The 23,564-nt window shown below is 41.7% G+C and carries 24 protein-coding genes; 1 reads left to right on the forward strand and 23 read right to left on the reverse strand.

All coding sequences use genetic code 11. The features are described from left to right. Window positions 1-204 precede the first annotated feature (204 nt). The 11 genes from dinG to DFO73_RS07775 all read right to left on the reverse strand — a co-directional run bounded on the left by dinG (window position 205) and on the right by DFO73_RS07775 (window position 11,341). A complete protein-coding gene (dinG, locus tag DFO73_RS07725; protein WP_110064203.1) occupies window positions 205-3,009 on the reverse strand; it encodes an ATP-dependent DNA helicase DinG in 2,805 nt (934 codons plus the stop codon). 182 nt (window positions 3,010-3,191) lie between these two features. After that, window positions 3,192-3,575, reverse strand: a complete 384-nt coding sequence (gene panD / locus DFO73_RS07730) for an aspartate 1-decarboxylase (protein ID WP_110064204.1) — start codon at window positions 3,573-3,575, stop codon at window positions 3,192-3,194. 12 nt (window positions 3,576-3,587) lie between these two features. After that, a complete protein-coding gene (gene panC / locus DFO73_RS07735; protein ID WP_110064205.1) occupies window positions 3,588-4,445 on the reverse strand; it encodes a pantoate--beta-alanine ligase in 858 nt (285 codons plus the stop codon). After that, on the reverse strand, window positions 4,442-5,278 hold the full coding sequence (gene panB / locus DFO73_RS07740; protein ID WP_110064206.1) for a 3-methyl-2-oxobutanoate hydroxymethyltransferase: 837 nt from the start codon (window positions 5,276-5,278) through the stop codon (window positions 4,442-4,444). Before panB ends, panC begins: the two co-directional genes overlap by 4 nt. A gap of 463 nt (window positions 5,279-5,741) precedes the next feature. Further along, window positions 5,742-6,725 carry a biotin--[acetyl-CoA-carboxylase] ligase gene (locus tag DFO73_RS07745; RefSeq protein ID WP_110064207.1) on the reverse strand — a complete coding sequence of 328 codons (984 nt, stop codon included), beginning with the start codon at window positions 6,723-6,725 and terminating at the stop codon, window positions 5,742-5,744. Beyond that, window positions 6,698-7,909 carry a CCA tRNA nucleotidyltransferase gene (locus tag DFO73_RS07750; RefSeq protein WP_110064208.1) on the reverse strand — a complete coding sequence of 404 codons (1,212 nt, stop codon included), beginning with the start codon at window positions 7,907-7,909 and terminating at the stop codon, window positions 6,698-6,700. Before DFO73_RS07750 ends, DFO73_RS07745 begins: the two co-directional genes overlap by 28 nt. Further along, a complete protein-coding gene (bshA, locus tag DFO73_RS07755; RefSeq protein WP_110064209.1) occupies window positions 7,906-9,051 on the reverse strand; it encodes an N-acetyl-alpha-D-glucosaminyl L-malate synthase BshA in 1,146 nt (381 codons plus the stop codon). The genes DFO73_RS07750 and bshA overlap by 4 nt, the downstream gene beginning before the upstream one ends. Continuing rightward, on the reverse strand, window positions 9,048-9,764 hold the full coding sequence (gene bshB1, locus DFO73_RS07760) for a bacillithiol biosynthesis deacetylase BshB1 (protein ID WP_110064210.1): 717 nt from the start codon (window positions 9,762-9,764) through the stop codon (window positions 9,048-9,050). Before bshB1 ends, bshA begins: the two co-directional genes overlap by 4 nt. Then, on the reverse strand, window positions 9,751-10,176 hold the full coding sequence (gene mgsA / locus DFO73_RS07765) for a methylglyoxal synthase (protein WP_110064211.1): 426 nt from the start codon (window positions 10,174-10,176) through the stop codon (window positions 9,751-9,753). The genes bshB1 and mgsA overlap by 14 nt, the downstream gene beginning before the upstream one ends. A gap of 14 nt (window positions 10,177-10,190) precedes the next feature. Next, a complete protein-coding gene (dapB, locus tag DFO73_RS07770) occupies window positions 10,191-10,994 on the reverse strand; it encodes a 4-hydroxy-tetrahydrodipicolinate reductase (RefSeq protein WP_110064212.1) in 804 nt (267 codons plus the stop codon). 14 nt (window positions 10,995-11,008) lie between these two features. Beyond that, a complete protein-coding gene (locus DFO73_RS07775; protein ID WP_110064213.1) occupies window positions 11,009-11,341 on the reverse strand; it encodes a nucleotide pyrophosphohydrolase in 333 nt (110 codons plus the stop codon). 451 nt (window positions 11,342-11,792) lie between these two features. On the opposite strand from DFO73_RS07775, the gene DFO73_RS07780 reads away from it, so the two are divergent. Continuing rightward, window positions 11,793-12,665: a YitT family protein gene (locus tag DFO73_RS07780; RefSeq protein ID WP_110064214.1), complete on the forward strand. Its 873-nt coding sequence runs from the start codon at window positions 11,793-11,795 to the stop codon at window positions 12,663-12,665. A 90-nt stretch (window positions 12,666-12,755) separates the two neighbouring features. On the opposite strand, the gene DFO73_RS07785 is transcribed toward DFO73_RS07780, so the two are convergent. From DFO73_RS07785 to DFO73_RS07840, 12 genes are all read right to left on the reverse strand, one after another. After that, window positions 12,756-13,436 carry a zinc metallopeptidase gene (locus tag DFO73_RS07785; RefSeq protein ID WP_110064215.1) on the reverse strand — a complete coding sequence of 227 codons (681 nt, stop codon included), beginning with the start codon at window positions 13,434-13,436 and terminating at the stop codon, window positions 12,756-12,758. A 182-nt stretch (window positions 13,437-13,618) separates the two neighbouring features. Beyond that, entirely contained in the window at window positions 13,619-14,413 is a 795-nt protein-coding gene (gene ypjB / locus DFO73_RS07790) for a sporulation protein YpjB (RefSeq protein WP_110064216.1), read from the reverse strand. 112 nt (window positions 14,414-14,525) lie between these two features. Next, a complete protein-coding gene (locus tag DFO73_RS07795) occupies window positions 14,526-15,119 on the reverse strand; it encodes a DUF1405 domain-containing protein (RefSeq protein ID WP_110064217.1) in 594 nt (197 codons plus the stop codon). 122 nt (window positions 15,120-15,241) lie between these two features. After that, window positions 15,242-16,009, reverse strand: a complete 768-nt coding sequence (locus DFO73_RS07800; RefSeq protein ID WP_110064218.1) for a menaquinol-cytochrome c reductase cytochrome b/c subunit — start codon at window positions 16,007-16,009, stop codon at window positions 15,242-15,244. 177 nt (window positions 16,010-16,186) lie between these two features. After that, window positions 16,187-16,861: a menaquinol-cytochrome c reductase cytochrome b subunit gene (gene qcrB, locus DFO73_RS07805; RefSeq protein ID WP_009332736.1), complete on the reverse strand. Its 675-nt coding sequence runs from the start codon at window positions 16,859-16,861 to the stop codon at window positions 16,187-16,189. A 3-nt stretch (window positions 16,862-16,864) separates the two neighbouring features. Then, window positions 16,865-17,371, reverse strand: coding sequence for a ubiquinol-cytochrome c reductase iron-sulfur subunit (locus DFO73_RS07810; protein ID WP_110064219.1), 507 nt, complete (start codon window positions 17,369-17,371; stop codon window positions 16,865-16,867). 149 nt (window positions 17,372-17,520) lie between these two features. Beyond that, the gene (locus DFO73_RS07815; RefSeq protein ID WP_110064220.1) at window positions 17,521-17,985 is read right to left on the reverse strand and encodes a YpiF family protein; all 465 of its coding nucleotides are present in this window, start codon (window positions 17,983-17,985) and stop codon (window positions 17,521-17,523) included. Between the two features lie 147 nt (window positions 17,986-18,132). Next, on the reverse strand, window positions 18,133-18,678 hold the full coding sequence (locus DFO73_RS07820; RefSeq protein ID WP_110064221.1) for a ReoY family proteolytic degradation factor: 546 nt from the start codon (window positions 18,676-18,678) through the stop codon (window positions 18,133-18,135). Between the two features lie 104 nt (window positions 18,679-18,782). Then, on the reverse strand, window positions 18,783-20,051 hold the full coding sequence (locus DFO73_RS07825) for a tetratricopeptide repeat protein (RefSeq protein WP_110064222.1): 1,269 nt from the start codon (window positions 20,049-20,051) through the stop codon (window positions 18,783-18,785). A gap of 19 nt (window positions 20,052-20,070) precedes the next feature. Next, a complete protein-coding gene (locus DFO73_RS07830) occupies window positions 20,071-20,976 on the reverse strand; it encodes a hypothetical protein (RefSeq protein WP_110064223.1) in 906 nt (301 codons plus the stop codon). Between the two features lie 115 nt (window positions 20,977-21,091). After that, window positions 21,092-22,381: a 3-phosphoshikimate 1-carboxyvinyltransferase gene (gene aroA, locus DFO73_RS07835; protein WP_110064224.1), complete on the reverse strand. Its 1,290-nt coding sequence runs from the start codon at window positions 22,379-22,381 to the stop codon at window positions 21,092-21,094. Between the two features lie 49 nt (window positions 22,382-22,430). Beyond that, window positions 22,431-23,537 carry a prephenate dehydrogenase gene (locus DFO73_RS07840; RefSeq protein WP_110064225.1) on the reverse strand — a complete coding sequence of 369 codons (1,107 nt, stop codon included), beginning with the start codon at window positions 23,535-23,537 and terminating at the stop codon, window positions 22,431-22,433. Window positions 23,538-23,564: the final 27 nt, after the last annotated feature.

Below are 23,564 nucleotides of genomic sequence, written 5' to 3' on the forward strand. Positions count from 1 at the left end.
TTCCCAACAAATATAGAATGTGTTATTCATGCGAATTTATCCTGCTTCAAAGGGTCTTTGCCAATGTTCATAAAATAGGCTGCAAATTATTCGATTTTATGATGGAATTCTTAATTGATATGCATCCTCATCGGGCTAAGCTCCTCTTTAGCGACGCTTTTTTGAAGCTTTCACACAATAGGTTCAGCCGCCTCAACACATATTTTATAGCCAAGTATAAATTAATTCGACAATTTCATCAATATTGCTTTTTTGAATTGGTATAGGCGGGATGGAATCCAGGAATGCCTTTCCGTATTTTGTGGTGACGATTCTTCGATCAAAAACAACTATAAACCCTCTATCCGAGCTTGTTCTGATTAGCCTTCCAACACCTTGTTTAAACCGGATTACAGCTTCAGGCAATGAATAGGAGGAAAATGGGTTCCCTCCCTCACTTTTGATTTGTTCATTTTTTGCCTGTACCATTGGTTCATCCGGCGGGGAAAAAGGCAGTCTGACAATCACAAGGCAAGATAGATCCTCACCAGGGATGTCCACTCCTTCCCAAAAGCTGCTTGTTCCCAAAAGAATCGCTTTATCAAAACGCTGAAAATTCCTTGTAAGTCTTGATCGGCTGCCGCTCGTAATGCCCTGGGCAATCACAGCATAATCCTCCAGAAACCCTGATTCCCTTATAAGTTCATAAGTTCTCCTAAGCATCTCATGAGAGGTAAACAGAATTAGCATCCTGCCTTTTGTGGCTTCAGCAATAGAGATAATGTGCTCCGATATGGAGGCAACGTATTCCTCCAGCGGTACAGCATTCACTTCCGGCAGATCTCCAGGTATCAGCAGTTTGACCTGTTCCTGATAATTAAATGGCGATGGAATTTGTTCCAGGGTGCACTCCTGCTCTTCAAGTCCAAGTTCATTAAGGATAAAATGAAAGGAATCTTTTACAGACAAAGTGGCCGATGTAAAGACGGCACTTTCCTTTTCACTAAAAAATTGTTCCTTAAGGTAATTTGACACTGTTACGGGCTGAGCGAAAACCGTTGTGGCATTTTGGGCTGAACGCGTATCCATTTCAATCCAAACAACAAATTGGGATAAAGGCATTTGAAAAATATGTTTTACGTTTTCATTCAAATCTTTCAAGTCCTCAAGTATGGAGGCTACCTCCTCCATAAGTGCCTTTTCCTCCAGTGTCAAGGAAGCCTTTATCTGTCCGACAAGCATAACCCGCTTTTCTATAGCTTCCATTAGGTCTCTTAGGAGAAAACCAAATCGCTCTGCACAAGCTATAACAGCTTTTGACTCTTTGTCACTGCCTCCGTTTATAAATCGGACAGTTAAACGGGTACTGCTCTTCTTTGCTTTTGAATATTTTTTCGCATAAATCCCAATAACTTTAAATAATTCATCCATTTCATGAAAGAGATCCACTATAAGCTGATTAATTTCAAAGGAATGAATCATATCCTCCGGGCTCCCTGCTTTTTCTTCAACCAGTTTTTCAAGCTTATAAAAGAGCTGTTTTTGTTCAAACAATCCTATTTGGCCAAGAAGCAAACGTACCGTTAAATAATCAAGCTTATGGCCAAAATGTTTACCGGATGCTTTCACGAAATGATGGCCCTCATCTATAACCACATGGCTGAATTTAGGCAAAATGACGCTTGGGGCTACCAGATCGGTTAGGAGCAATGAATGGTTGGTAATGATAATATCCGCACTTTGTGCTTCCTTCCTCGCTTTTAGATAGAAGTCCCTGGATATCCATGATTTATCCTGCAAAAAAGCTGTTTCATCATTCTTGATTTTGCTCCAGTAAATCATGCCGCCACTTGAAAGGTTCAATTCGTCAATATCCCCTGTATCCGTCTCCAGTAACCAGACGAGAATCTGCATTTTACTTAGAATCGTATCATAATTATCTTCTTCATCATCCCTTAAGGTCTGAACAAATTTGGCCAGGCTGATATAATGGCTTCTTCCCTTCAGCAAAACAGCTTTGACCGGGAATGGCAGCATTTTTTGCAGCAGCGGGATGTCCTTTTTTAACAACTGTTCCTGCAGCTGCGTTGTATATGTACTAATAATGACTGTTTTGCCGTTTTCCTTACCGTAAATTGCTGATGGAACAAGGTATGCCAACGATTTTCCAACGCCTGTACCTGCTTCGATTAAAGCATGTTTTTTATCATTGAACGCTCCGTAGACGGCATCCATCATCTTAAACTGGCCTTGTCTTATTTCATAGGAGGGAAAAGCTTTCATAAACATTTCCTGCTTTTCCTCAATACCAAAGGGATACCCGGTACCTGTAAGGCTATCAGGGTATTGGAGCATCACCCCTTTTTTCAATGCGATTCCTCTATGTATTTCAATAAAGTCAGGCAAATTTTCAATTTTGCTTTCTTTAATTAAAATGAGTTCGTCAAGCAGAATATCAAGGTCACTTTTTAGTCCCCCCGAAAGCTTATGCAGCAGTTCAAGTGTTTTAAACGGGAGGTATTCAAGCTTCTTTAACAGAATCAACAAGAGCTCTGCAGTTACATAAGCATCGCTATCTGCCTGGTGCGGCCGTTCATGGTTCAGCCCTTCACGGTGTGCAAGATCTGATAACTTGAAGCTATCCGCAGTTGGAAAAAGAATCCGTGACATTTCTACTGTGTCAAGAACCGGACCGTAAAACCCGTTATAGCCTGCCTCCAACAATTCTTCCTGCAAGAACGACAAATCAAATAGCACATTGTGTGCAACAAAAAATGCACCTTCCAGTAAAGTCAGCACTTTTGGGGCAATTTCAGAGAACAGGGGTGCATCTTCCACCATGTCATCCGACAGTCCTGTCAATTCTTCAATAAAAGGGGGAATCGGCTGCTCAGGGTTTACATATGAGGAATATTCCTCTTTAATTTTTCCGTTTTCGATCACCACAGCAGCAAATTGTATTATTTTATCGCCCTTTTTCGGGGCGTTTCCGGTTGTTTCCAAGTCAACTACAACATATTTATTACCCATGGCATACACCTCTACATTCAGTCATTCAAACGGTATCACAAAAACGGAAAAAGAAAAAGGCAAATAGCTTTCTGCTCATTACTTTTCTTCCACACGAACTAAGCCCTTATTCACTCATGCCCTATGCAGCTTAAATAAAAAGCACTGATCCGGCATTTCGAATCAGCACTTTTTTAAATTTTCTATAGAACTGTACTTTCTGGCTCGGCATGGATCATATCTGCAATTCGATTGTTTCTGTCCATAATAGCCACTTTAGGTTCATGGTAAGGTACCTTATCATCAGGAACAAGTGCATAAGAGATTATAATCACAATATCCCCTTCCTGAACAAGACGGGCTGCTGCACCATTCACACAGATAACGCCGCTGCCTCTTTCACCAGGGATGATATACGTTTCGAAGCGTGCACCGTTATTATTATTGACGATCTGGACCTTTTCGTTGGGTGCCATTCCTACTGCCTCAATAATATCTGTATCAATGGTGATGCTGCCTACATAATTTAAATTTGCTTCCGTTACAGTTGCACGATGGATTTTTCCATTCATCATGGTGCGAAACATGCTGGTTCCCCCTTAACTCCCTTTATTTATCGTAATAATAACGTTATCAATCAGCCGGACTTTGGTAAATTTAACAGCAATAGCAATAATGATCGTTCCTTCCAGACGGTCCAGTTCCTTAAGATCCGGATAGGAAAGAATCTCGACATAATCAATATGGCCAGTAGTATTTTTCTCAATATGTCCCCTGACTTGCGCAATAATTTCCAGAGGATCCTCTTCTCCCTCAATAATCTTGGATTCTGCGATTTTAAGGCTTTGGTTTAGTGCGGGAGCCTCCACTCGTTCTGCAGGAAGAAGATTGATGTTCCTGGAGCTCTTGGCCAAGCCATCAGCTTCTCTAACTGTTCCTACGGCCACTATTTCCACAGGGAAGTTAAAATCCTTTACAAGGCCACCTACTACAGCTACCTGCTGGGCATCCTTCATTCCAAAATAAACCTTATCAGGCTGAATGATATTAAAAAGCTTTGTAAGAACCGTTGCGACACCATCGAAGTGTCCCGGGCGGGATTTGCCGCATAATACATCGGTCCGATCCTGCACTCTTGCAGTCACAGAGAGAGTGCCAGGATACATTTCATCTGCGGAAGGATAAAAAATAAAGTCATTCCTTTCTTGCTCGGCCAATTTGCTGTCTCGGTCAAAGTCTCTTGGATATGTGGCTAGATCTTCTTTAGGTCCAAATTGCAGCGGGTTCACAAAAATGCTTAGTACTGTCACATCATTTTCTTTTCTAGCAGCTTTTAATAAAGAAAGATGGCCTTCATGCAAATACCCCATTGTGGGAACGAATCCAATTGACTTTCCTTCCCGCTTAAGCCGCAATGCTATCATTTGCATTTCTCTTACTGTAGTAATCGTTCTCATACTTTTCCTCCATACAAGCTAAGCAGTTCTTCTTCTTTCATAGTGAAAGAATGGCTATTTTCAGGGAAAGATCCGTTCTTTACCTCAGCAGAATAAGCGGATAAACTATCCTGGATAACAGGATTTAAATTCTGATATTGTTTTACAAATTTAGGAACGCGATCAACTCCGTATCCCAAAACATCATGATAAACAAGAACTTGGCCATCTGTATCCTGGCCGGCGCCTATCCCAATAGTTGGTATTGTTAACTCCTTAGTAATCTGCTTTCCCAGCTGTTTAGGAACGCACTCCAAGACTACAGCGAAAGCACCCGCTTTTTCACATTCCTTTGCATCCTCCATTAACTTTCTGGCAGCTTCAGCATTTTTCCCCTGGACCTTGTATCCTCCTAAAACCCCTGCAGATTGTGGAGTTAAGCCCAAATGCGCAACTACAGGAATGCCAGCCTTTGTTAATGACCTAATTTGTTCAGCCACTTCATCTCCGCCTTCAAGCTTGACAGCATGTGCACCTGTTTCCTGAATGAGCCTTGCTCCATTAATAAGTGTATCTTTAATGGATAAATGATAGCTCATGAATGGCATATCTATAACAATAAATGTATCTTTTGCTCCCCTTTTGACAGCCTTGCCGTGATGGATCATGTCTTCCATTGTGACAGGAACCGTTGAATCATAGCCTAAAACGACCATACCAAGTGAATCCCCGACAAGAATCATATCTACCTCAGCATTTTCTGCCTGTTTGGCAGCCGGATAGTCATAAGCTGTGAGCATTACAATTTTTTCTTCACATTGTTTCATCTTTAGAAAATCAGTTGTTTGCTTCATCTTTCGTCCTCCTTTTTTAGGAAGAGGAGATAAAACTTTCCCAATGAGTACACAGCAGCATGCTGCTCCAACCACAAAAAAACCCTTCTGAAGGCAGAAGGATCTTGTAATAGCTCATTATAATCGTTCATCCCTCTGTCCCGGTCCATTTTTGGATCTAGGCAGATATCTATTCGTTTAGGTTAATACTTTAAAGGTGCAGTTCTTTAAAGGATACTGCCCATAAAAAAAGTATAGCAAAAAGAAGAAAGAATTGGCTATAAAAATTTTTATAGCTCTGTTAAACTTGCCTGTTGATTTCCGTTCCAGGCACTCAGCGAACCGCGGGCGGTTCGGGAGCCTCCTCGGCGCTCTACACCTGCGGGGTCTCCCTTTGACTCACTTCTCCCGCTGGAGTCTCGCGCCTTCCGCTCCACTCAATAGGGTGCTACTATCAACGATGAGCTTTAACATTGCCTTATAATTAGGAATCCAGCTCAATGTCTGCAGAGTATACGTGATGGACTTTTCCATTGCTATCTTCAATCATCAGGACGCCATCATCGGTAATTCCAAGGGCCTTTCCATAGATGCTGCCAGTAATCGTCCTGGCAGTGAGGTTCTTTCCGATGCTGACAGCGTAGCTCTCCCATAATAGCTTGATTGGGTAGAAGCCTTTATCCAGGTAAAGTTTATAAAGGTTCTCCAATTTACCAAGAAGGATTTTAATCAGGTCAGCTCTTGAAAGCTTTTCCCCTTTTTCAATTGATAAAGAAGTAGCAATGTTTTTAAGCTCATCTGGATAATCAGCCAATTGCTGGTTAACATTGATTCCTATACCAATTATGATTGAAATAATCCTATCCGCATCCGCCTGAAGCTCCGTCAGGATTCCTGTTACCTTTTTGCCGTTCATTAAAATATCATTTGGCCATTTAATTTGCGGAGTCAAACCAGTAAGCTCTTCAATCGCCTGCACGACAGCTACGGCAGTGATCAAGGTAAGCTGGGGAGCTTTCGGAGGCGGAATATTTGGCCTTAGAATGACACTCATCCATACTCCTGTAGATTTTGGGGAATGCCATCTCCTATCCATTCTTCCCCTGCCTGAAAGCTGTTCTTCCGCAATGACCACCGTTCCCTCGGGTGAACCTTCATATGCCAGGCGATGGGCAATTTTCTGGGTGGAATCAATACTCTCTTCGTGATGAATATTACGGCCGAGCGTTTCGGTTTTTAAACCCAGCCTGATTTCATCAGGGGTCACCTTTTCCGGCGTTTTTGTAATCCGATAGCCTTTTCTTCGCACAGCTTCCAGCTCAAAGCCTTCCTTTCTCAGTTCCTCGATATGCTTCCACACCGCAGTTCGTGAACAACCGACCAAATCTGCCAAATGCTGTCCTGATAAATATTCCTCTTTGCTGTTCGTAAAAGCATCAATCAATTTTTTCCTAAGTTCTGATTGCACTTCATGAGCCACTCCCTTATGGATTCATTGCTATTTTTTAATTCGCCCTTTAACACGGCATTTTCCGCTTTTTTAAGATCGGCTTTGATCCATGCACCAGGAGGTTTGCCAAACCAGTTCATCAAATCATTTCCTGTAAGCTGCAGCTCGCTTCGCTGCTTGATCGGCAAGCTATTATATAGTTCCATGAGATTGTCTGTATTTCTTTTTAACTCCGTATGCTGCAGTACATTGTGTATCCTTTCGGCGCTTAATGAAGATTCCCGCCCTGCCTGATAAAGAGAATAGGCATCCCATTCATTATCAGATCTATACCGGATCCATTTTAAGATTGATAATATCTTTCTTGTTTTCTTTACAGGTAAATTCCAGCTTTTAAAAAAGGACTCAGCGCTTGCTTGGTCTATATCAAAAAGGCAAGTAAGGAAACCCCACATTTCTTCTCCTGTCAGTCCCTCTGCATGATAATTTGCTGAGCTGCAAAGCTGCCTCTGGAATGCTGTCATCTGTGGAAGATACTTATATAACCCGGTTTCACCAACTATTTTAAGAGCCATCATGCGGTTCCTTCCAGCCAAAAGCTTTTCGAATTCAGCCAGCTTGCGCTCCACTGCAATTTTTTCAAGCAAATGAGCAAGTGATGATAAAGCCTCATAGGTTGATTTCTCAATTTCAAACGAAAGCTGGCTAAAAAAGCGGACTGCCCTCATCATTCTGAGGGCATCTTCCGTAAACCTTTCATCAGGATTTCCAACTGTTCTGATAACCCTTTCCTCAATAGCCTTCTTTCCCCCAAAAGGGTCTATAAACTTCCCATGCCTATCCATCGCAATGGCATTCATAGTGAAATCCCTTCTTTTTAGATCCTCTTCCAGAGACCTGATAAAGTGGACTTCAGACGGCCTTCTAAAATCCAGGTACTCAGCTTCAGTCCTAAAGGTAGTAACTTCATAAGGAATGCCATTAAACAGGACAACAACCGTCCCATGCTCGATTCCTACATCAAGAGTCTTTGAAAATATAGATTTCAATTCCTCAGGAGTAGCCGAGGTGGCAATATCGACATCGGCAATTTCTTTGTCCAGCAGAAAATCCCTGACCGAACCCCCAACAAAATAGGCCTCATAACCGGCAGACTCAATTTTATTTAATACGGGAATTGCTTGGCGAAACGCTTCTTTCATGAAAGATCACCATTCTTTAGCAGCTCGTAATAGAACTCTTCATATTGGAAAACAATTCGTTCTGCACTAAAAACTTCTTGTGCAAGCGAAATGGATTGTGCAGAAAACTTGCGGTGAAGATTTGCATCCTTAAGGAGATTTATCGCTTTTTGGGAGATTTCATCAATATCCCCAAGCCCGCAAACATACCCGGTTGCTCCATCGTCTATTACTTCAGGGATGCCGCCAACATTTGTACCGATACATGGAACTCCGCAAGCCATTGCTTCCAAGGCAACAAGTCCAAAGCTTTCTTTTTCAGATAGCAATAGCATGAGGTCGCTGATGCTATAAAGCTCTTCAAGATTATCCTGTTTACCCAGAAACAAGACATTGCCTTTAAGCTTCAAATCATTAACAAGCTGACATATGACAGTCATCTCCGGACCGTCTCCGACAAGAAGCAGCTTTGCAGGAATTTCTTTTGCTATTTTTGCAAAAGCTTTAATAACATCAGGCACTCTTTTTACGTTGCGGAAATTCGATACATGAATGATAACTTTCTCTTCCGGCCTAATGCCGTACTCCTCTTTAAGATAATCTGAATCCGTTTTCCGGTAAACTCTTTCATCTATAAAGTTATAAACCGCTTTAATCGGTTTATCAGGTTTTATCAAGTCATAAGTTTGAGAAATTAAGGCATTGGATACGGCGGTAACCCCATCAGACTTTTCGATTCCGAAACGGATGGCATCAGTGAGTGACGGATCGTATCCAAGTACAGTAATATCCGTTCCATGAAGGGTAGTCACAATTTTAATATCCTTCCCGCTCATCTGCTTCGCTAATATAGCACAAACAGCGTGCGGAATCGCATAATGGACGTGAACTAAATCAAGATCCTCTCTTTTTATTACTTCTGCCATTTTGCTGGCAAGGGCAATATCATAAGGAGCATATTGAAATACCGAGTATTGGTTTACATCCACTTGATGATAAAAAATATTATGGTACATTCTCTTTAACCGGAAAGGCAGGCTCGATGAAATAAAGTGAATCTCATGTCCCTTTTCAGCAAGCATTTTGCCCAATTCGGTTGCCACAACGCCTGATCCGCCCACTGTCGGATAACAGGTGATTCCTATCTTCAGTTTCTTGCTCATAATTCCTCACCAAATAAGTCCATATTTAAGAGCAGAGGTTTATTCACTTTAAAGCCTTCTGCGTATTGAACCCCAGCCTGTTTTCCAAAAAGGCTTTCCCTGGCCTGGACGGTTTCAATATAACCGTTGACCAAAGGTGTTTCGTATGACTCCGGGCTTTTAACAAATTGACTTTCATAAGCCTCAAGGCTGGCTATTTTTTTATCAATGAAAGATGAGATGTCAACCAAGAAGTCAGGAGTATGGAAGCCATTAATCATGTAAAAGTACAGGTTTTTCACCTTGTGGGGAGGATAGGTGCCCTCTGTTTCAAATTTTTTGATTCCTGCTGAAAAGATAGCCTCCTCAACCAGGCGGGCACAATGCCCATGATCCGGATGCCTATCCTCCATATAGGGAGCAAAAACGAGAGATGGCCGGTATTTACGGATCACTTCCGCGATTTTGGTTATGTATTCCTGATTAAAATATAATCCCCTGTCAGGCAGATTAAGAGTCTCTCTAATGCCAACTCCTAATATATCCGCTGCTTTCCTGGCTTCTTCTTTACGGATATCGACTGTTCCGTTTGAGGATAGCTCAGCTCTTGTAAGGTCGCATATCCCTATCCTTTTTCCGTATGATACATACTTGGCAATCATGCCGCCCATGCCAATTTCAACATCATCAGCATGTGCGCCAAATGCCAGGATATCCAGATCATCGTGGTTCATTCATGTCACCTTTTTCTTCGCCTACAATTTTCCGCCAGGATATATCGCCCCGTTCAAGGCCTTTAATTAATATCTCGGCAGTACCCATATTGGTAGCCAATGGAACAGCATATACGTCGCACAGACGAACCAGCGCGGAAACATCTGGCTCATGAGGCTGAACAGTAAGCGGATCTCTAAAGAAGAACACAACATCCATTTTATTATTGGCAATTAAGGCACCGATCTCTTGATCACCGCCCAGGGGGCCAGACTGGAAACGATGGATTTCCAATCCTGTTTCCTTCATTATCCTTGAACCAGTTGTTCCGGTTGCATAAAGGGTATGCTCTTCAAGTATAGACTTATAGGCGATAGCAAAACGCACAATATCATCCTTTTTCTTATCATGGGCAATTAGAGCAATATTCATGTTGGCACCCCTTTCTATTCCATAATATTTTCAAGTCCGTATACGAGTGTATCTATTTTTAGAACAGTATCCACTGCCAGCTTTACCCCAGACATAAAAGAAGCACGGTTATAGGAATCGTGGCGGATGGTTAATGTTTGTCCTTCAGATCCGAACATAACTTGCTGATGAGCAATTAGCCCAGGCAAACGCACAGAGTGGATGTGCATTCCATCAAGGTTGGCACCTCTGGCGCCAGGGATTGTTTCTTTTTCATTTGGATGGCCCTGCTGTTTTTGCTCTCTGACATCCACAATCATTTCAGCTGTTTTAACAGCTGTACCGGAAGGAGCATCCAACTTTTGATCATGGTGAAGTTCTATAATCTCAACATCGTTAAAGTATCTGCCTGCCATTTGTGAGAATTTCATCATTAATACAGCGCCAAGAGCAAAGTTAGGAGCAATAATGCAGCCAAGTCCCTTGTCATGGCAAAGCGCCTCAAGCTCTTGCAGGTTTTCTTTAGTAAAGCCTGTTGTTCCAACTACTGGCCTAACCCCATGCTCAAGTGCTATTTTCGTATGGTCCATTCCCACTTCTGGAGTTGTCAGGTCAATTAATACATCTGGTTCGATCTCTTGAAAGCAGACTGCTATATCTGTATATACAGGAATTTGGACAAACTCTGAAAATCCATCAAAGTCGCCAAGATGGCCTCCTCCATTTTTATGATCAATTACAGCTGCTAATTCATAATTATCAGTTCTTTTAACAAGCTGAACAGCTTCCCTTCCCATTCTTCCACGCGGTCCGGCTATTACAACTTTGATTTTATCCATTTGAATCTCTCCCTCTATTCTTCGATTCTTGTCCAACGGTCTTTATCGCGTGTATTAAATTTCTTCATAACCCGGTCGTGTGCTTCTTCTAAATCGATGTTAAGCGAATTGGCAAAGCATATTAGAACAAAAAGCATATCTCCAAGCTCTTCTTCTATTGCCTTTTCTTCTTCAGTGGATTTTTTCGGTTTTTCACCGTAATGATGGTTTACTTCCCTAGATAGCTCACCAAGCTCTTCGGACAGCCTTGCCAGCATTGCCAACGGACTAAAGTATCCTTCTTTAAACTGGCTTATGTATGTATCTACCTCTGTTTGAAGCTCTTTCATCGTTTTTCTTGTTTGCATTTATTTCACCTCAGCTTTAACTTGCGTTTTTTAAACGGAGATTTCCACTTTTCATGTTAGCTAAAGCTTAGCATCATTACAAATATTTTTAATTAAAAGCTCTATTAAATTTACCTGTTGATTTCCGCTCCAGGCGGCCGGGGAGCCGCCTCAACGCATGACGAGCCTGAAGGGTCTCCCCTTGACTCGCTTTTTCCCGCATGACTTTGAATATGCATCCCAGAAAAACACCGCACGAAGAAAATGCGAATGCATTTTCGAGGATCTCGCGCATTCCGCTCTATTCAACATAGTGCCAAAATCAAAAATGGGCTTAAACATAGCCAATTAAAAATATTTCTTATTGCCCGTATTATCCTCCCTGTATCTTCGCCTTATTGCTCTTATAATCTGTATCTTATATAATTAGATACGCTTTGGATATGAGATATTTAGGTAATGGAGGGATAATATGCTTTATGGATTAAAATTTAAAAATATCTTTTTTATTTTGCTGGGAGCAGCCATTTTTTCATTTGGCCTCGTTCATTTTAATATGCAAAACAATTTAGCTGAAGGCGGGTTCACCGGAATCACCCTGCTGCTTTTTTTTCTTTTCAAATGGGATCCTTCCTACACGAACTTGTTATTAAACATACCCCTCTTTTTTATCGGATGGAAGCTGCTTGGAAGGAATGTTTTTCTATACACTATTATAGGAACAGTCGGTGTCTCTGTGTTCTTGTGGATTTTCCAGCGGTACCAAATTGATATGCCGTTAAATGAGGATTTGACTCTGGCTGCCCTATTTGCAGGTGTTTTTATCGGGATTGGCCTGGGCACTATTTTCAGGTATGGCGGAACGACAGGCGGAGTGGATATCATCGCTAGGCTCACCCATAAATACGCAGGGGTTAGCATGGGCAAAACGATGTTCATTTTTGACTTCTTTGTTATTGCCCTTTCGTTAATAACTTATTTAAACTATCGCGAAGCCATGTACACCCTTGTCGCTGTTTTTGTCGGTGCCAAAGTTATTGATTTTATGCAAGAAGGCGCTTATGCAGCAAGAGGAGCCATGATTATATCCGAATTCAATGATGCGATTGCTGAGAAAATTATGAAGGAAATGGACAGGGGGGTCACCGTTTTAAAAGGCCACGGCTCTTTTACAAAAAAAGACCGGGAAGTTCTATATTGTGTTGTTGGGAGAAATGAAATTGTCCGGCTTAAAAACGTCATAACTTCCGTTGACCCCCATGCGTTTGTATCTGTTACTGTTGTACATGATGTTCTAGGGGAAGGCTTCACATTGGATGAAAACAAAAAGCCTGTTGAGCGGTAAAGATTAAAAGCATAAGGTGCTCCGGGATAGGAGCATCTTTTTCTATTGGATAAAATAAAATAAAAAGCCGGCTTTCTGAAAGCCAGCTCCCTACTCAGATCTTGTCATTCCTGTGTATATAAGTATTAATCGAAGCAATTCCAGTACAGCAACCGCTGCTGCCGCTACATAGGTCAATGCAGCTGCATTCAATACCTTTTTAGTTTCCCTTTCCTCATCATTTCTAATAATCCCCAGGGAAACAACCTGGTCCATCGCCCGGTTTGAAGCATTATATTCCACCGGCAGCGTAATAACCTGGAAGACTACAGCTGCTGCCATGAAAATAATTCCCAATAAAACCATGCCGCTCATTCCTGCAAAAAACCCAATCATAATTAAAATCCAGGAAAAGTTTGAACCAAGGTTTGCTACTGGCACCAATGCATGTCGGAAACGCAAGAACGCGTACTCCTGATGATCCTGTATTGCATGCCCTACTTCATGGGCAGCTATTGCGGCTGCTGCCACAGAATGACCATGATAATTTGTGGCTGAGAGCCTAACAGTCTTTGATCGCGGATCATAGTGGTCTGTTAAATGTCCGCGGGTTTCTTCAACTCCTACTTGATATAACCCATTGGCGTCCAATATCTTTCTTGCTACTTCATTACCTCTCATTTGGGTTGAAGAAGGGACTTTTGAATACTTGCTATAAGCTCCCTTTACTTTCATTTGCGCCCATAGTGGGACAATAATAATAATCGCAAAATAAATGAGATATCCTCCCATTCTTTTACCTCCTATCAAGCTGCTCATGGTGTCCTGCATCAGCACAATTGTACCCATTTTTAAGGAATAATCCACTTTCTAATCTTTTCCCTTATTCTCTGTTTACAAAACGGGCATCGTTAAATTCTTTGCCGAGGCTGCCAGAATTTAAAAAAAATTGTATTTTGCGCGAACCATCACAGTCAATCTTTTAGCTCTCTGGAACGATTTTTCTGTCTTGCCTTATCTCCCTTATATTTTCTCCAACCGACGTAAGATAATGTAAGGATGATAATGCTCCCTGTCGAAATAATCACCCACCAAAGGGAAGGGTCTGCTTCATCTTCTGTCATTTCATCAAAGATTGTCTGCAGATCACTTTCTAATGCCTCAAGCTCCTGCTGGCTTGCCTGCTGAGTTAGAACCTGCGGTCGATAATGATCAATAAAATTAATGCGGGCATTCAATTTTTGAACCCGTTCAGCATCCACATCTATTTTCATGCTTGGATAAATAACCTCGTATAATGATAAAAAGGAATTCAAATTCGAATGGAAATTTTCATTATTTCCGCTATAGGCCGCTTCCTTAACATCCCCAAAAACGGTCATAATAGGCTTTTCCATTTCTGTCCATAAAGGCTGATAATTAGATGAAATCGCATCCATAACCAGCCGGAATTTTGTCACGTTATTCAGCCTTTCATCATGGCTCATGGATGCATTTACGGTAGCTTGTACAGCATCATTATGTGAAACCGTAACGATACGCAGCTCATCCATCGTGAACGGCCTTTCCTTCCCGTTAACAGCCACGAATTGCTCTGAGAAATATTCAAGAAGCTTCTTGGCATCTCCGTATCTGTGAAGCTTAACCATTTGCAGCGCTTCATCAGATAGCTTGTCTAATTTATCTATGTGTGAGGTCTTATCCGCAAAACCTTGTCCGGGCATTAACATAAGAATAAAAACTAAGACTGCGATCAATTTCTGCCTCATTAACTTGTCCCCCCTCAAATTACTATTAGATATGTATGAAAAAGAGGACAAGGTTAGACCATAAATTATTATGGGCAGCCATAATATTTTTACGAAAGGTTTTTTGCAACTACTATACAATATCCAGGCTAAACCGATTCTTTTTTAATACTAAATAATATGCAGCACCCAATGAGAAGATACTCAGCCAAAATGTAAAATAGCCTATTTGAGGTGTATACAAGTTCAAAATTGGATATCGGGGGAGCATAAAAAAGACATAATCAATCACATCGTTATGGAGTGTCCATATTCCAGTTATAACCAGATGCCAGGTTTTAAACCGGTAAAAAGGTGCGTATAGCACACCTTGAATGGCCATAGCTCCATGCGAAAAGATAAGCATAAGGGCAGCAGGATCTAATTCGCCAGTCACCTGAAAGACTAGCAAATTCATGACTACAGCCCAAATTCCGTATTTAACCAGCGTAACAATAGCCAGGGCTTCAAGCAAAGGCCAATTCTTGCCCATTAAAAAGGCAATCAGGACAAACACAAAAAACAAGCTGGCTGTCGGGCTATCGGGGACAAAAGCCAGGAATAAAGCAGGCGTGTCCACCAGCTGCCATTTGTACCATATGTACCCATAAATTGTCCCTGCCGTGTTGATAATCAGCAGCAGCATCAAAACGGCTCTGCTGCCCAATAAAGGATAAATCCACTTCATATTTGCTCCCCTTCTCTGTATACATCATTTTTTCATTATTTTACCATAGTGTGCCTTTTATAAAAAAGAGCAGCCTCTATAGAGCATAAAAAAGAAGCTGGCAGATGCCAGCTTCTTTATAATTATTTGCTTTCAAGGCCAGAGATAAACTCAGCCAATTTTTGAAGTTCTTCATCAGTGCCTTTAAACATACCAGCAGGCATCGCACCTTTACCGTTCTTGGCAATGTCTGCAACTTCTTCAGGTGTTAATCCAGTGTCAACAAGGGCAGGTGAACCTGCACCACCCTGAAGGTCTCCACCATGGCAGGAAATACAGCCATTGGCTTCAAAAATTTTATAGCCTTCGTCTTCTTTGTCAAATTCTACTTCAGCTACAATCTTACCTTGTTCAGCTGCAGCCTCCCAGTCATGGTGCGCTACAGATTCCCATGTTAAATAAGTGATACCGGCTAATGCCAACAGCATAAAGCCAGTAGCTAAAGGACGCTTAGATGGACGGCGTTCAGGTCCGCGGTCAAGGAATGGAGCAAGCATTAATGCTCCAAATGCAAGACCTGGAATAATGAACGCACCAATTGCATTATAAGGTCCGGATGCATAGCTATATTTCAGAAGCTGGTATAAGAACAAGAAGTACCAGTCTGGCAGCGGGATATAAGCTGTATCACTTGGGTCAGCAATTTTTTCCAATGGCGGCTCATGCGCAATAGTCAAACTGAGGAAACCGATTAGGAAAACAGCTCCCACCATCCATTCCTTTAATAGGAAGTTTGGCCAGAATGCCTCTGTTTTACCTGGATATTCCGAATAGTCTTTCGGAATATTCGGTTTGCGTTCAGCAGGAACACGAGAGTCACCTACGAATTTCATACCTTTACCACGATGCATTGGGCGATTTCCCCTCCTTTTTTATAAGTAGGTAGTATTTCATTTTTAAAGTTGTCTAGCTACGAGCCCCATCGGCTTGAGGTATTAAGCCAATCACTTCTGAAGAAAAAGCGCCTTCGCAAGCGCTTGTATTAAGCTTGTCGCCGATAAGCGGGCGCTCTCCGCTTTTCGTTTATCTTACAACGGTCCGGAAATACCTTGTTTACGGATCATAATAAAGTGGGCAGCCATTAACCCGAATAGTGCAGCCGGAAGGAAGAATACATGGATTGCAAAGAAACGGGTGATGGTTTGTGCGCCGACAATATCAGAATGACCGGCAATAAGTATTTTTAAATATTCTCCAATCAATGGAGTTGATTCTACGATCTGGATTGTTACTTTTGTTGCAAATAGGGCCTTCATATCCCATGGCAATAAGTAACCAGTTAGTCCAAGTGCAAGCATAATGAAGAAAATAAGCACTCCGACGATCCAGTTTAATTCACGGGGCTTCTTGTAAGCTCCCTGGAAGAAAACACGTAACGTATGTAGGAACATCATTACGATTACCAAACTAGCTCCCCAGTGGTGCATTCCGCGGACAATTTGTCCGAATGCAACATGGTTTTGTAGATAATACACGGATTCCCATGCGTTTTTAATATCCGGAACATAGTACATTGTCAGGAACATACCGGATAAGATTTGAATTACAGTAACGAAGAACGTCAGACCGCCAAAACAGTAAACAAACGCAGAGAAATGATGCGCAGGGTTTACATGCTCAGGCACTTCATGGTCAGCAATATCCCGCCAGATCGGCGTAATATCTAAACGCTCATCTACCCAATCATAAATTTTGTTTAACAATTATTACGCCTCCTTTCGCGGTTCAGCCTTGCCTAAATACAAAAAGCCGTCTTTTTCTGTGTAAGGATATACATCAAGCGGTGCAACCGGCGGTGTACCTGGAACGTTTGTCCCATCCTTTGTATAAAGGCCGCCATGGCAAGGGCAATAGAAATGATCAGGATTTGATTTGTCAGTGTTCCAGTCAACTACGCATCCTAAATGCTTACAAACTGGAGACAATGCAACAACTTCACCCTTTTCATCCTTATAAACCCACGCAGTGCCGGTAACTTCGGATGTGTACCATGCATCCTGCTGCTCATAAGTGTAATCAACCCTTGTCGGAGTTTCGGTAATTTCAGCCATTTTTTGCTTTGTTGGAATAAAATCACTTTCGCCAGCTGCCTGCAATACCGGATCAACCGCAAATCGAACCATCGGCATTAGCATACCAGCTGCCATGAAACCGCCTACACCAGTAAGTGTATAGTTTAGGAATTGACGTCTAGAAACTCGATTTTTGCTCATACTTTTCCCCCCTCTATTATGAAGTTAAGTCCAACGGACAATATTCAACACAATATAAAACTAGGACATAACAATGATATATCAATCTTTATGTAAGGTCAATATAATCCTGTGGCGAAACATGTCAACAGAGTGACTTAAAATTCACGCTATTCACCATTTTGCCACTTTTGTACAAATAAGGTCAGAAGCTGTTTCACCTGGTCTTCCAAAATGGAATTCTTATAGTTTTCATCCATATGCTCAAGAGGCAGGGATGGCAGCCATATTAACCCACCCTCCAAACGGTCTTCAAGCGCCTTCCACATGCTGTCCGAGGTTAAATGGAATATATGCTTAAAACCTTCGGATTTCAGCTCTTCTTCCCATTCGCCTAATCCGCTGACAAGCTTGTCCTCTGAAGCTGATTTCAAATAAGCATATCCAGGAAGCATAATAAGACGGCCCCTAAATTGCCGTTCAAGCTGGACGCTGAGGAGAGATATAAATTCAGTCATTGCGACTGACTGTTTTATATCATCGCCGAATGAAACCGGAAGCAAGGGCAGTACAGCAGTATCTACATATTGTTTTTCTTTCAGGAACATATCCATGTCCTGTGAAATCCACTTCATTAAATTCACTCCATTACAGTATTTTACCTATTTAATATATCATTATCCCTTGCTATGCTACAAATCAGAAAATCCTAATTCTAGCTGGAGGCTGGCTATTCATATCACCGATAAAAAATAAGAGCCTTGCTTTTTAAAAAGCAAGGCTTAGGTTGTTTCCAATTTATTTAACTGCTGGGTTAAGATACTGAATGCTTTTTTATCCTGTTTATCCAGCGCTTCATCAATTAGCTCAAGAAGCTTTTCCCTTCTAAATTTCTCCAGGCTTTCAGCCAGGAACCTTTCAGCGATCAGCCGATCCTTTTCGCTGATCTGCAGGCTCTTTGGCATAAAAGGATTTTCTTCCATAACTGCAGCATACTGATGAGCCTTGTTGGAAGCGTGGAAATTAAGCTGGATGTAAATTTCCTCATCACGATTTAACCTGATATCATGGAACGATTTCTCAGCATCTGTTGTCATGACATTCTCTTTGTAAAAACGGAATGGAACTTCGTCCACACAATGGGTGGACATAATCAAGCCGCGCGGGCAATACTGTGCCTGCTCCACAAAATGCACTTTTTCCATCAGCTGGTCATGGCTCATCAAATAATTGAGGATCCAGACACATTCCCTTCTTTTCAGCTGATAATGATTTAAAAACCAGCGTATAAAGTCTTTCTTCTCGTTGACAGATACAGGGGTCGCCATTTTTGATTCCCTCCTCTGCTTATAAACAAATTTGGCCAAAACTGAGTTTTCAATAAGTCAGCCCTCCATTGGGAGGAATTCTCCTTTTTGGCAGGCTTCCTTATTTAAGCAAGAAAATCATCCGTAAGCCTTTGCAGAACATCCTGATACTCTTCATTGCCTGGTTCCAGTTTGATTAATGTATTAAAAATTTCGGCAGCCTCTTCCCTTTTTCCTTCCTCAATTAAAAAATATCCATATTCGGAAAGAAAATCAGGCTGCTGTTTAAAGAAAGTATATGCAAGCTGGTATTTGTTTAATGCCTTTGAATATTCTTCTATATTTTGATAGGCAATAGCAGCGTCCCATAAAAGCTGCGGCTCTTCTTCATTAAGGTCATTCATCATATTTGCAATTTCGATTACATCATCATATCTTTCCTGCTGAAGCAGAAGTTTATTTAATATATTGGCAGCCTGAATATATTCAGGATCAAGCGCGAGAGCCTGCCTGAACATATCTTCAGCTTCTTTTTGATCACCATTCTTCAGAGCCAATTTTCCTCCGTAAAAGAATAGTTCCTTATTGAATTCATCCTGCTTAATGCCTTCTCTTACTGCTTCTAGTCCCTTAGCAGCATCTTCTTCACGCTCATGAGCCTGGGCAAGATATAGATACAGGGAATGATATTCAGGATCAAGCTCTTTTAACTCGGTAAATTTTTCGATAGCTGTCTGGTTATAGCCAGCCTGAAGTGCTGTAAAGGCATAACTGAAGAGCGTATTGATTTCCAGTTTATCCTCCAGCGCTTTTTCGTAGTATGGGAGTCCTTCTTCAAAGGCTCCCCCAGCGCTAAGGACATCTGCCATTCTTTGGTTTACATTAATGCCTGCAATGATTTCCTCTTTTTCTAGAACCTTTTCATAAACCCGGATGGCTTCAAGAAATTTTCCTTGTTCAGCATAGAGCTCTCCTAAGGCAAAATCCACAATAACCTCATCGGGAAGTATATTTTTGGCTTTTAGCAGTTTTTGTTCACTTACCTCGAATAAGCCGTCCATCTGATAAAGATCGGCTAGCAAGAGTAATGACTGCGGATAACTGGGATCTTGCTCACTTATTCTTTCAAGGACGAGGATGGCTTCCCCCTCATTTCCCAGATCAATATGTGTCTCCGCCAATAATACAAGCAGTTCTCCCTCTTCCGGGTAAGCTTCAAGGAGGCGTTCATATAGCGTTTTTGCTTCTTCCAGGAAACCATATTGGAATAATTCTTCTGCCAGCAGGAACCTCTCCTCATGCGAACCGTCAAGCAAGATTTGCTGGTAGCTCTCCAATGCTTCTTCATGTTGACCGTTTTCTAAAAGAGTAATGATTTTATTTACTTTATCCATACTAAATTCCTTTCGAATGCTAATCTGCTATTTTAAAGTAAGCGGGTGTATTGATTTTAACATGCTCGCCAGAACCGGAACGAAAAACAATTTCTTGTCCCGCCCGGACAACTTTTCCTCTATGGACAGTGACAGCAAGTTTATCTTTATGATAATGAAACAGCTCCGATTCTTCAATGGTAAGGCCTTCGCTTGGCTTTAAGTATAAATTATAGGTAATCTCGCCGCCCTGCTGAATATTGCCCTTTAAAGGATAGATTCCAGTCTTGGAAAGAATTGTTCGGGAAAGAGGTTCATGCTCTTTCAGCTCGTCCGGCATGGAAGGAATTTTCTGTTCTTTCATAAATCTGTCCCATACTGTTTTAATTCTGCTTTTCTCCTTCCCATTCCTGCCTAGAAAAACAGGAGCAAGCGGGCAATTATAAGGAAACATGGATTCACGTATCCATCCCCAAGGAAGTTTTTCCAGCTCCTGCTCATCCGTAACTTCAACGAAGACAACTGGCACTCTCTCCCTCTTGCACTTTCTCATAAAAGAAGGTGTCAGCAGACGAACTGGAATCCTTACTCCAATAATATAATCAATCGGACTGCTTAACAAACGTGCCCTAAGGCCTTTAATATCACTCTTCATGGAGTATTCATGCTTAACAGAAGCAGCAGTAAGGAAAGCCGTACATCCTTTAAGTATGAACTCCCTGACAAAATAGTCCTTCAGCTCGGAAAAAGGCTTTTCCAAAGGAATAGCTGTATCCAGAACAATAAAACCTGAAGTCATGATAAATGGATCTGCATTCATTCTGGTAAATTGAAACCTTTTCAGTTCAGGCTGCATCAAAGAAATTTCATTTTTCTTGACTAGAAGTGATACCCTCTTCAGCTTGTCTTCCTTTAAAATATTTGCATTCTCAATTATATAAGTCATAAAACCACCCTCTAAACGGTCTTATGACAAGCTATGCATTTTTACAGAAAATATGACTATTCAATAGAAAAAGAGCTGCAGAGAACAGCCCTTTTTCTAATTATTGGTCATCCGCTTATTTAATAAGGCTTTCCAAATGCTCAAAAAACGAAGGATAAGAAACGGATATAGCTTCCTTTTGATCTAAATGGACTTCACCGCTGGAAATGGCTGATGCAACTGCAAGCATCATGCCTATTCTATGGTCCCCATGGCTGGAAACATTCCCCCCTGAGAACGAAGATTTCCCTTTGACTATCATCCCATCTTCAGTGGCAACAATGTTGGCCCCAAGCTTTGAAAGTTCATTGACAACCGTATCAATCCGATTGGTTTCCTTTACTTTGAGTTCCTCTGCATCTTTAATGACCGTATCCCCTTCTGCTTGTGTAGCCAGCAGGGCAATAACGGGAATTTCATCAATTAGGCGTGGAATAAGATCTCCCTCAATAACTGTTCCTTTAAGGGCTGATGTTTTTATGGTAATATCCCCGGCAGGCTCTGACGATCCGTTTTCATAAGGTTCTACGATGATTTCTGCCCCCATTCTATGCATCACGTCAATAATGCCAGTTCTTGTCGGGTTTAATCCGACGTTTTTCAATCTGATTTCACTTCCGGGTACAATTGCTCCTGCAACAAGGAAGAAGGCAGCAGAGGATATATCACCAGGAACATGAATATCAGTTCCTGTTAATGATTGGCCGCCCTGAATGTGGATTGTGCGGCCGTCAGTTTGTATTTCCCCGCCGAACTGCCTGATCATTCTTTCCGTATGATCACGGGTCTTTACGGGCTCGATTATAACAGTTTCACCGCTGGCCTGCATGCCAGCGAAAAGCAGCGATGATTTAACCTGTGCACTTGCAACAGGCAGCTCATAAGTGATTCCCTCCAATTGTCCGCCCTGAACCGAAAGGGGCGTATACTCGCCATTCTTTCTGCCGTTTATTTGCGCACCGAATAAGCTTAACGGTTTGGCCACTCTTGTCATTGGCCTTTTCCCAATGGACTGGTCACCGACAAGCACTGAATGAAAAGGACGGCCAGCAAGGATTCCCATCAGAAGCCGGATTGTCGTACCGGAATTCCCGACATCCAAAATATCCGCTGGCTCCTGAAGGCCTTCTAGCCCTCTGCCGCTTACTGTGACCTGATGGTCTTCCTGTTCAATGTATACACCAAGCTTTCGGAAACAGGCAATGGTACTTAAACAATCTTCGCCCAATAAAAAATTGGTTATATTGGTCTTTCCTTTTGCAATCGCTCCAAACATAATGGATCGATGGGAAATGGATTTATCCCCAGGTACAGCTATTTCTCCCCTTAATCCTTGTATATTTGTATTCAGCTTTGCTGGATTCATATTATCACCCTTTTAAACTGATTTAAAGAAGACAATGTCCTTCTCCTCTTTATAGGCCAATGGTTGTTTCATAGCTAGTATATTGCTCTATACAATTAATTGCACGTCCACGGTCCTCTTCCGTTTGAAAACTGATTACAAGGACTCCATATATTTCTTCTCTTGTTTCCAGGATCCTTATATTTGTAATGCTGATTTCTTCCTTCGCCAGATATCCCGTAATCTCGGAAATGACACCAGGGTAATCGGGAACATCGACAAATAGATCATAAAATGCCGGAATTGCGCCTTTTTCTTTTTGTGGCAATTCATCCCTGAACCTTTTAGCCTGAGAAAAATATTCAAATATGCCAGCACTGTTTTCTTTGTTCAGCATCTGTTTTACTTTCTCCATTTCTTCCTGCCATTCCTCCATCAAAATTAGAAGAACTTCTTTATTCTGAAGCAGAATATCTCTCCACATGGAAGGGCTGCTGGAAGCAATTCTCGTAATATCCCTGAAACCGCCTGCAGCCAATCTCGGTATAAGTGTTTGGGTTTGGCTCGTTTTTTCCGCCTGATGGACAAGGGAAGCGGCAACCATATGAGGGAAATGGCTGACTATTCCGGTAATATAATCATGTTCCTCCGGCGAAATGGTTAAAAACTTCGCTTTCGTACCTGAAAGCCATTCTTTTAGTATGGCTATCTCATAATCTGAAATATGCTTGTCAGGTGTCAGCAGATAAAAGGCATTCTCAAACAACAAAGCTTTGGCTGCCGTTACACCGCTCTTATGGGATCCAGCCATTGGATGGCCGCCAATAAATGTGATGCCTTTTTCTTTTAGAACCTTGGCACAGCCCACAATCTCCTTTTTGGTGCTGCCGGCATCCGATATGATAACATTTCCCTTTAATTTGCAGTCTTTTAACATATGTATGATTCTTTCTGTTTCCTTTACAGGTGCAGCTATTAAAATCAGGTCGGCTTCTGAAGCTCCCTCTTCAATCGAAAGGGCAATTTCATCAACGACGCCCAGCATTACAGCCAGACGGGACTGCTCTTTATTTAAATCATAGCCAATAATGACTGATTCCCTGTGGGTACTTTTTATGGACAATGCAAGGGAACCGCCAATTAACCCAAGGCCAATCACAAAGACTCTTCCTCTCATCCCCTCACCGCCTTTTTAAAAATAATT

Source organism: Cytobacillus oceanisediminis (assembly GCF_003182355.1).
Lineage (GTDB): Bacteria > Bacillota > Bacilli > Bacillales > Cytobacillaceae > Cytobacillus > Cytobacillus oceanisediminis_A.

Bases quoted from the DNA above. Each gene is read 5' to 3' on its own strand.
- dinG (WP_110064203.1), bottom strand. From the start codon at position 3,009: ATGGGTAATAAATATGTTGTAGTTGACTTGGAAACAACCGGAAACGCC.
- panD (WP_110064204.1), bottom strand. From the start codon at position 3,575: ATGTTTCGCACCATGATGAATGGAAAAATCCATCGTGCAACTGTAACG.
- panC (WP_110064205.1), bottom strand. From the start codon at position 4,445: ATGAGAACGATTACTACAGTAAGAGAAATGCAAATGATAGCATTGCGG.
- panB (WP_110064206.1), bottom strand. From the start codon at position 5,278: ATGAAGCAAACAACTGATTTTCTAAAGATGAAACAATGTGAAGAAAAA.
- DFO73_RS07750 (WP_110064208.1), bottom strand. From the start codon at position 7,909: ATGAAAGAAGCGTTTCGCCAAGCAATTCCCGTATTAAATAAAATTGAG.
- bshA (WP_110064209.1), bottom strand. From the start codon at position 9,051: ATGAGCAAGAAACTGAAGATAGGAATCACCTGTTATCCGACAGTGGGC.
- bshB1 (WP_110064210.1), bottom strand. From the start codon at position 9,764: ATGAACCACGATGATCTGGATATCCTGGCATTTGGCGCACATGCTGAT.
- mgsA (WP_110064211.1), bottom strand. From the start codon at position 10,176: ATGAATATTGCTCTAATTGCCCATGATAAGAAAAAGGATGATATTGTG.
- dapB (WP_110064212.1), bottom strand. From the start codon at position 10,994: ATGGATAAAATCAAAGTTGTAATAGCCGGACCGCGTGGAAGAATGGGA.
- DFO73_RS07775 (WP_110064213.1), bottom strand. From the start codon at position 11,341: ATGCAAACAAGAAAAACGATGAAAGAGCTTCAAACAGAGGTAGATACA.
- DFO73_RS07780 (WP_110064214.1), top strand. From the start codon at position 11,793: ATGCTTTATGGATTAAAATTTAAAAATATCTTTTTTATTTTGCTGGGA.
- DFO73_RS07785 (WP_110064215.1), bottom strand. From the start codon at position 13,436: ATGGGAGGATATCTCATTTATTTTGCGATTATTATTATTGTCCCACTA.
- ypjB (WP_110064216.1), bottom strand. From the start codon at position 14,413: ATGAGGCAGAAATTGATCGCAGTCTTAGTTTTTATTCTTATGTTAATG.
- DFO73_RS07795 (WP_110064217.1), bottom strand. From the start codon at position 15,119: ATGAAGTGGATTTATCCTTTATTGGGCAGCAGAGCCGTTTTGATGCTG.
- DFO73_RS07800 (WP_110064218.1), bottom strand. From the start codon at position 16,009: ATGCATCGTGGTAAAGGTATGAAATTCGTAGGTGACTCTCGTGTTCCT.
- DFO73_RS07810 (WP_110064219.1), bottom strand. From the start codon at position 17,371: ATGAGCAAAAATCGAGTTTCTAGACGTCAATTCCTAAACTATACACTT.
- DFO73_RS07815 (WP_110064220.1), bottom strand. From the start codon at position 17,985: ATGAAGTGGATTTCACAGGACATGGATATGTTCCTGAAAGAAAAACAA.
- DFO73_RS07820 (WP_110064221.1), bottom strand. From the start codon at position 18,678: ATGGCGACCCCTGTATCTGTCAACGAGAAGAAAGACTTTATACGCTGG.
- DFO73_RS07825 (WP_110064222.1), bottom strand. From the start codon at position 20,051: ATGGATAAAGTAAATAAAATCATTACTCTTTTAGAAAACGGTCAACAT.
- DFO73_RS07830 (WP_110064223.1), bottom strand. From the start codon at position 20,976: ATGACTTATATAATTGAGAATGCAAATATTTTAAAGGAAGACAAGCTG.
- aroA (WP_110064224.1), bottom strand. From the start codon at position 22,381: ATGAATCCAGCAAAGCTGAATACAAATATACAAGGATTAAGGGGAGAA.
- DFO73_RS07840 (WP_110064225.1), bottom strand. From the start codon at position 23,537: ATGAGAGGAAGAGTCTTTGTGATTGGCCTTGGGTTAATTGGCGGTTCC.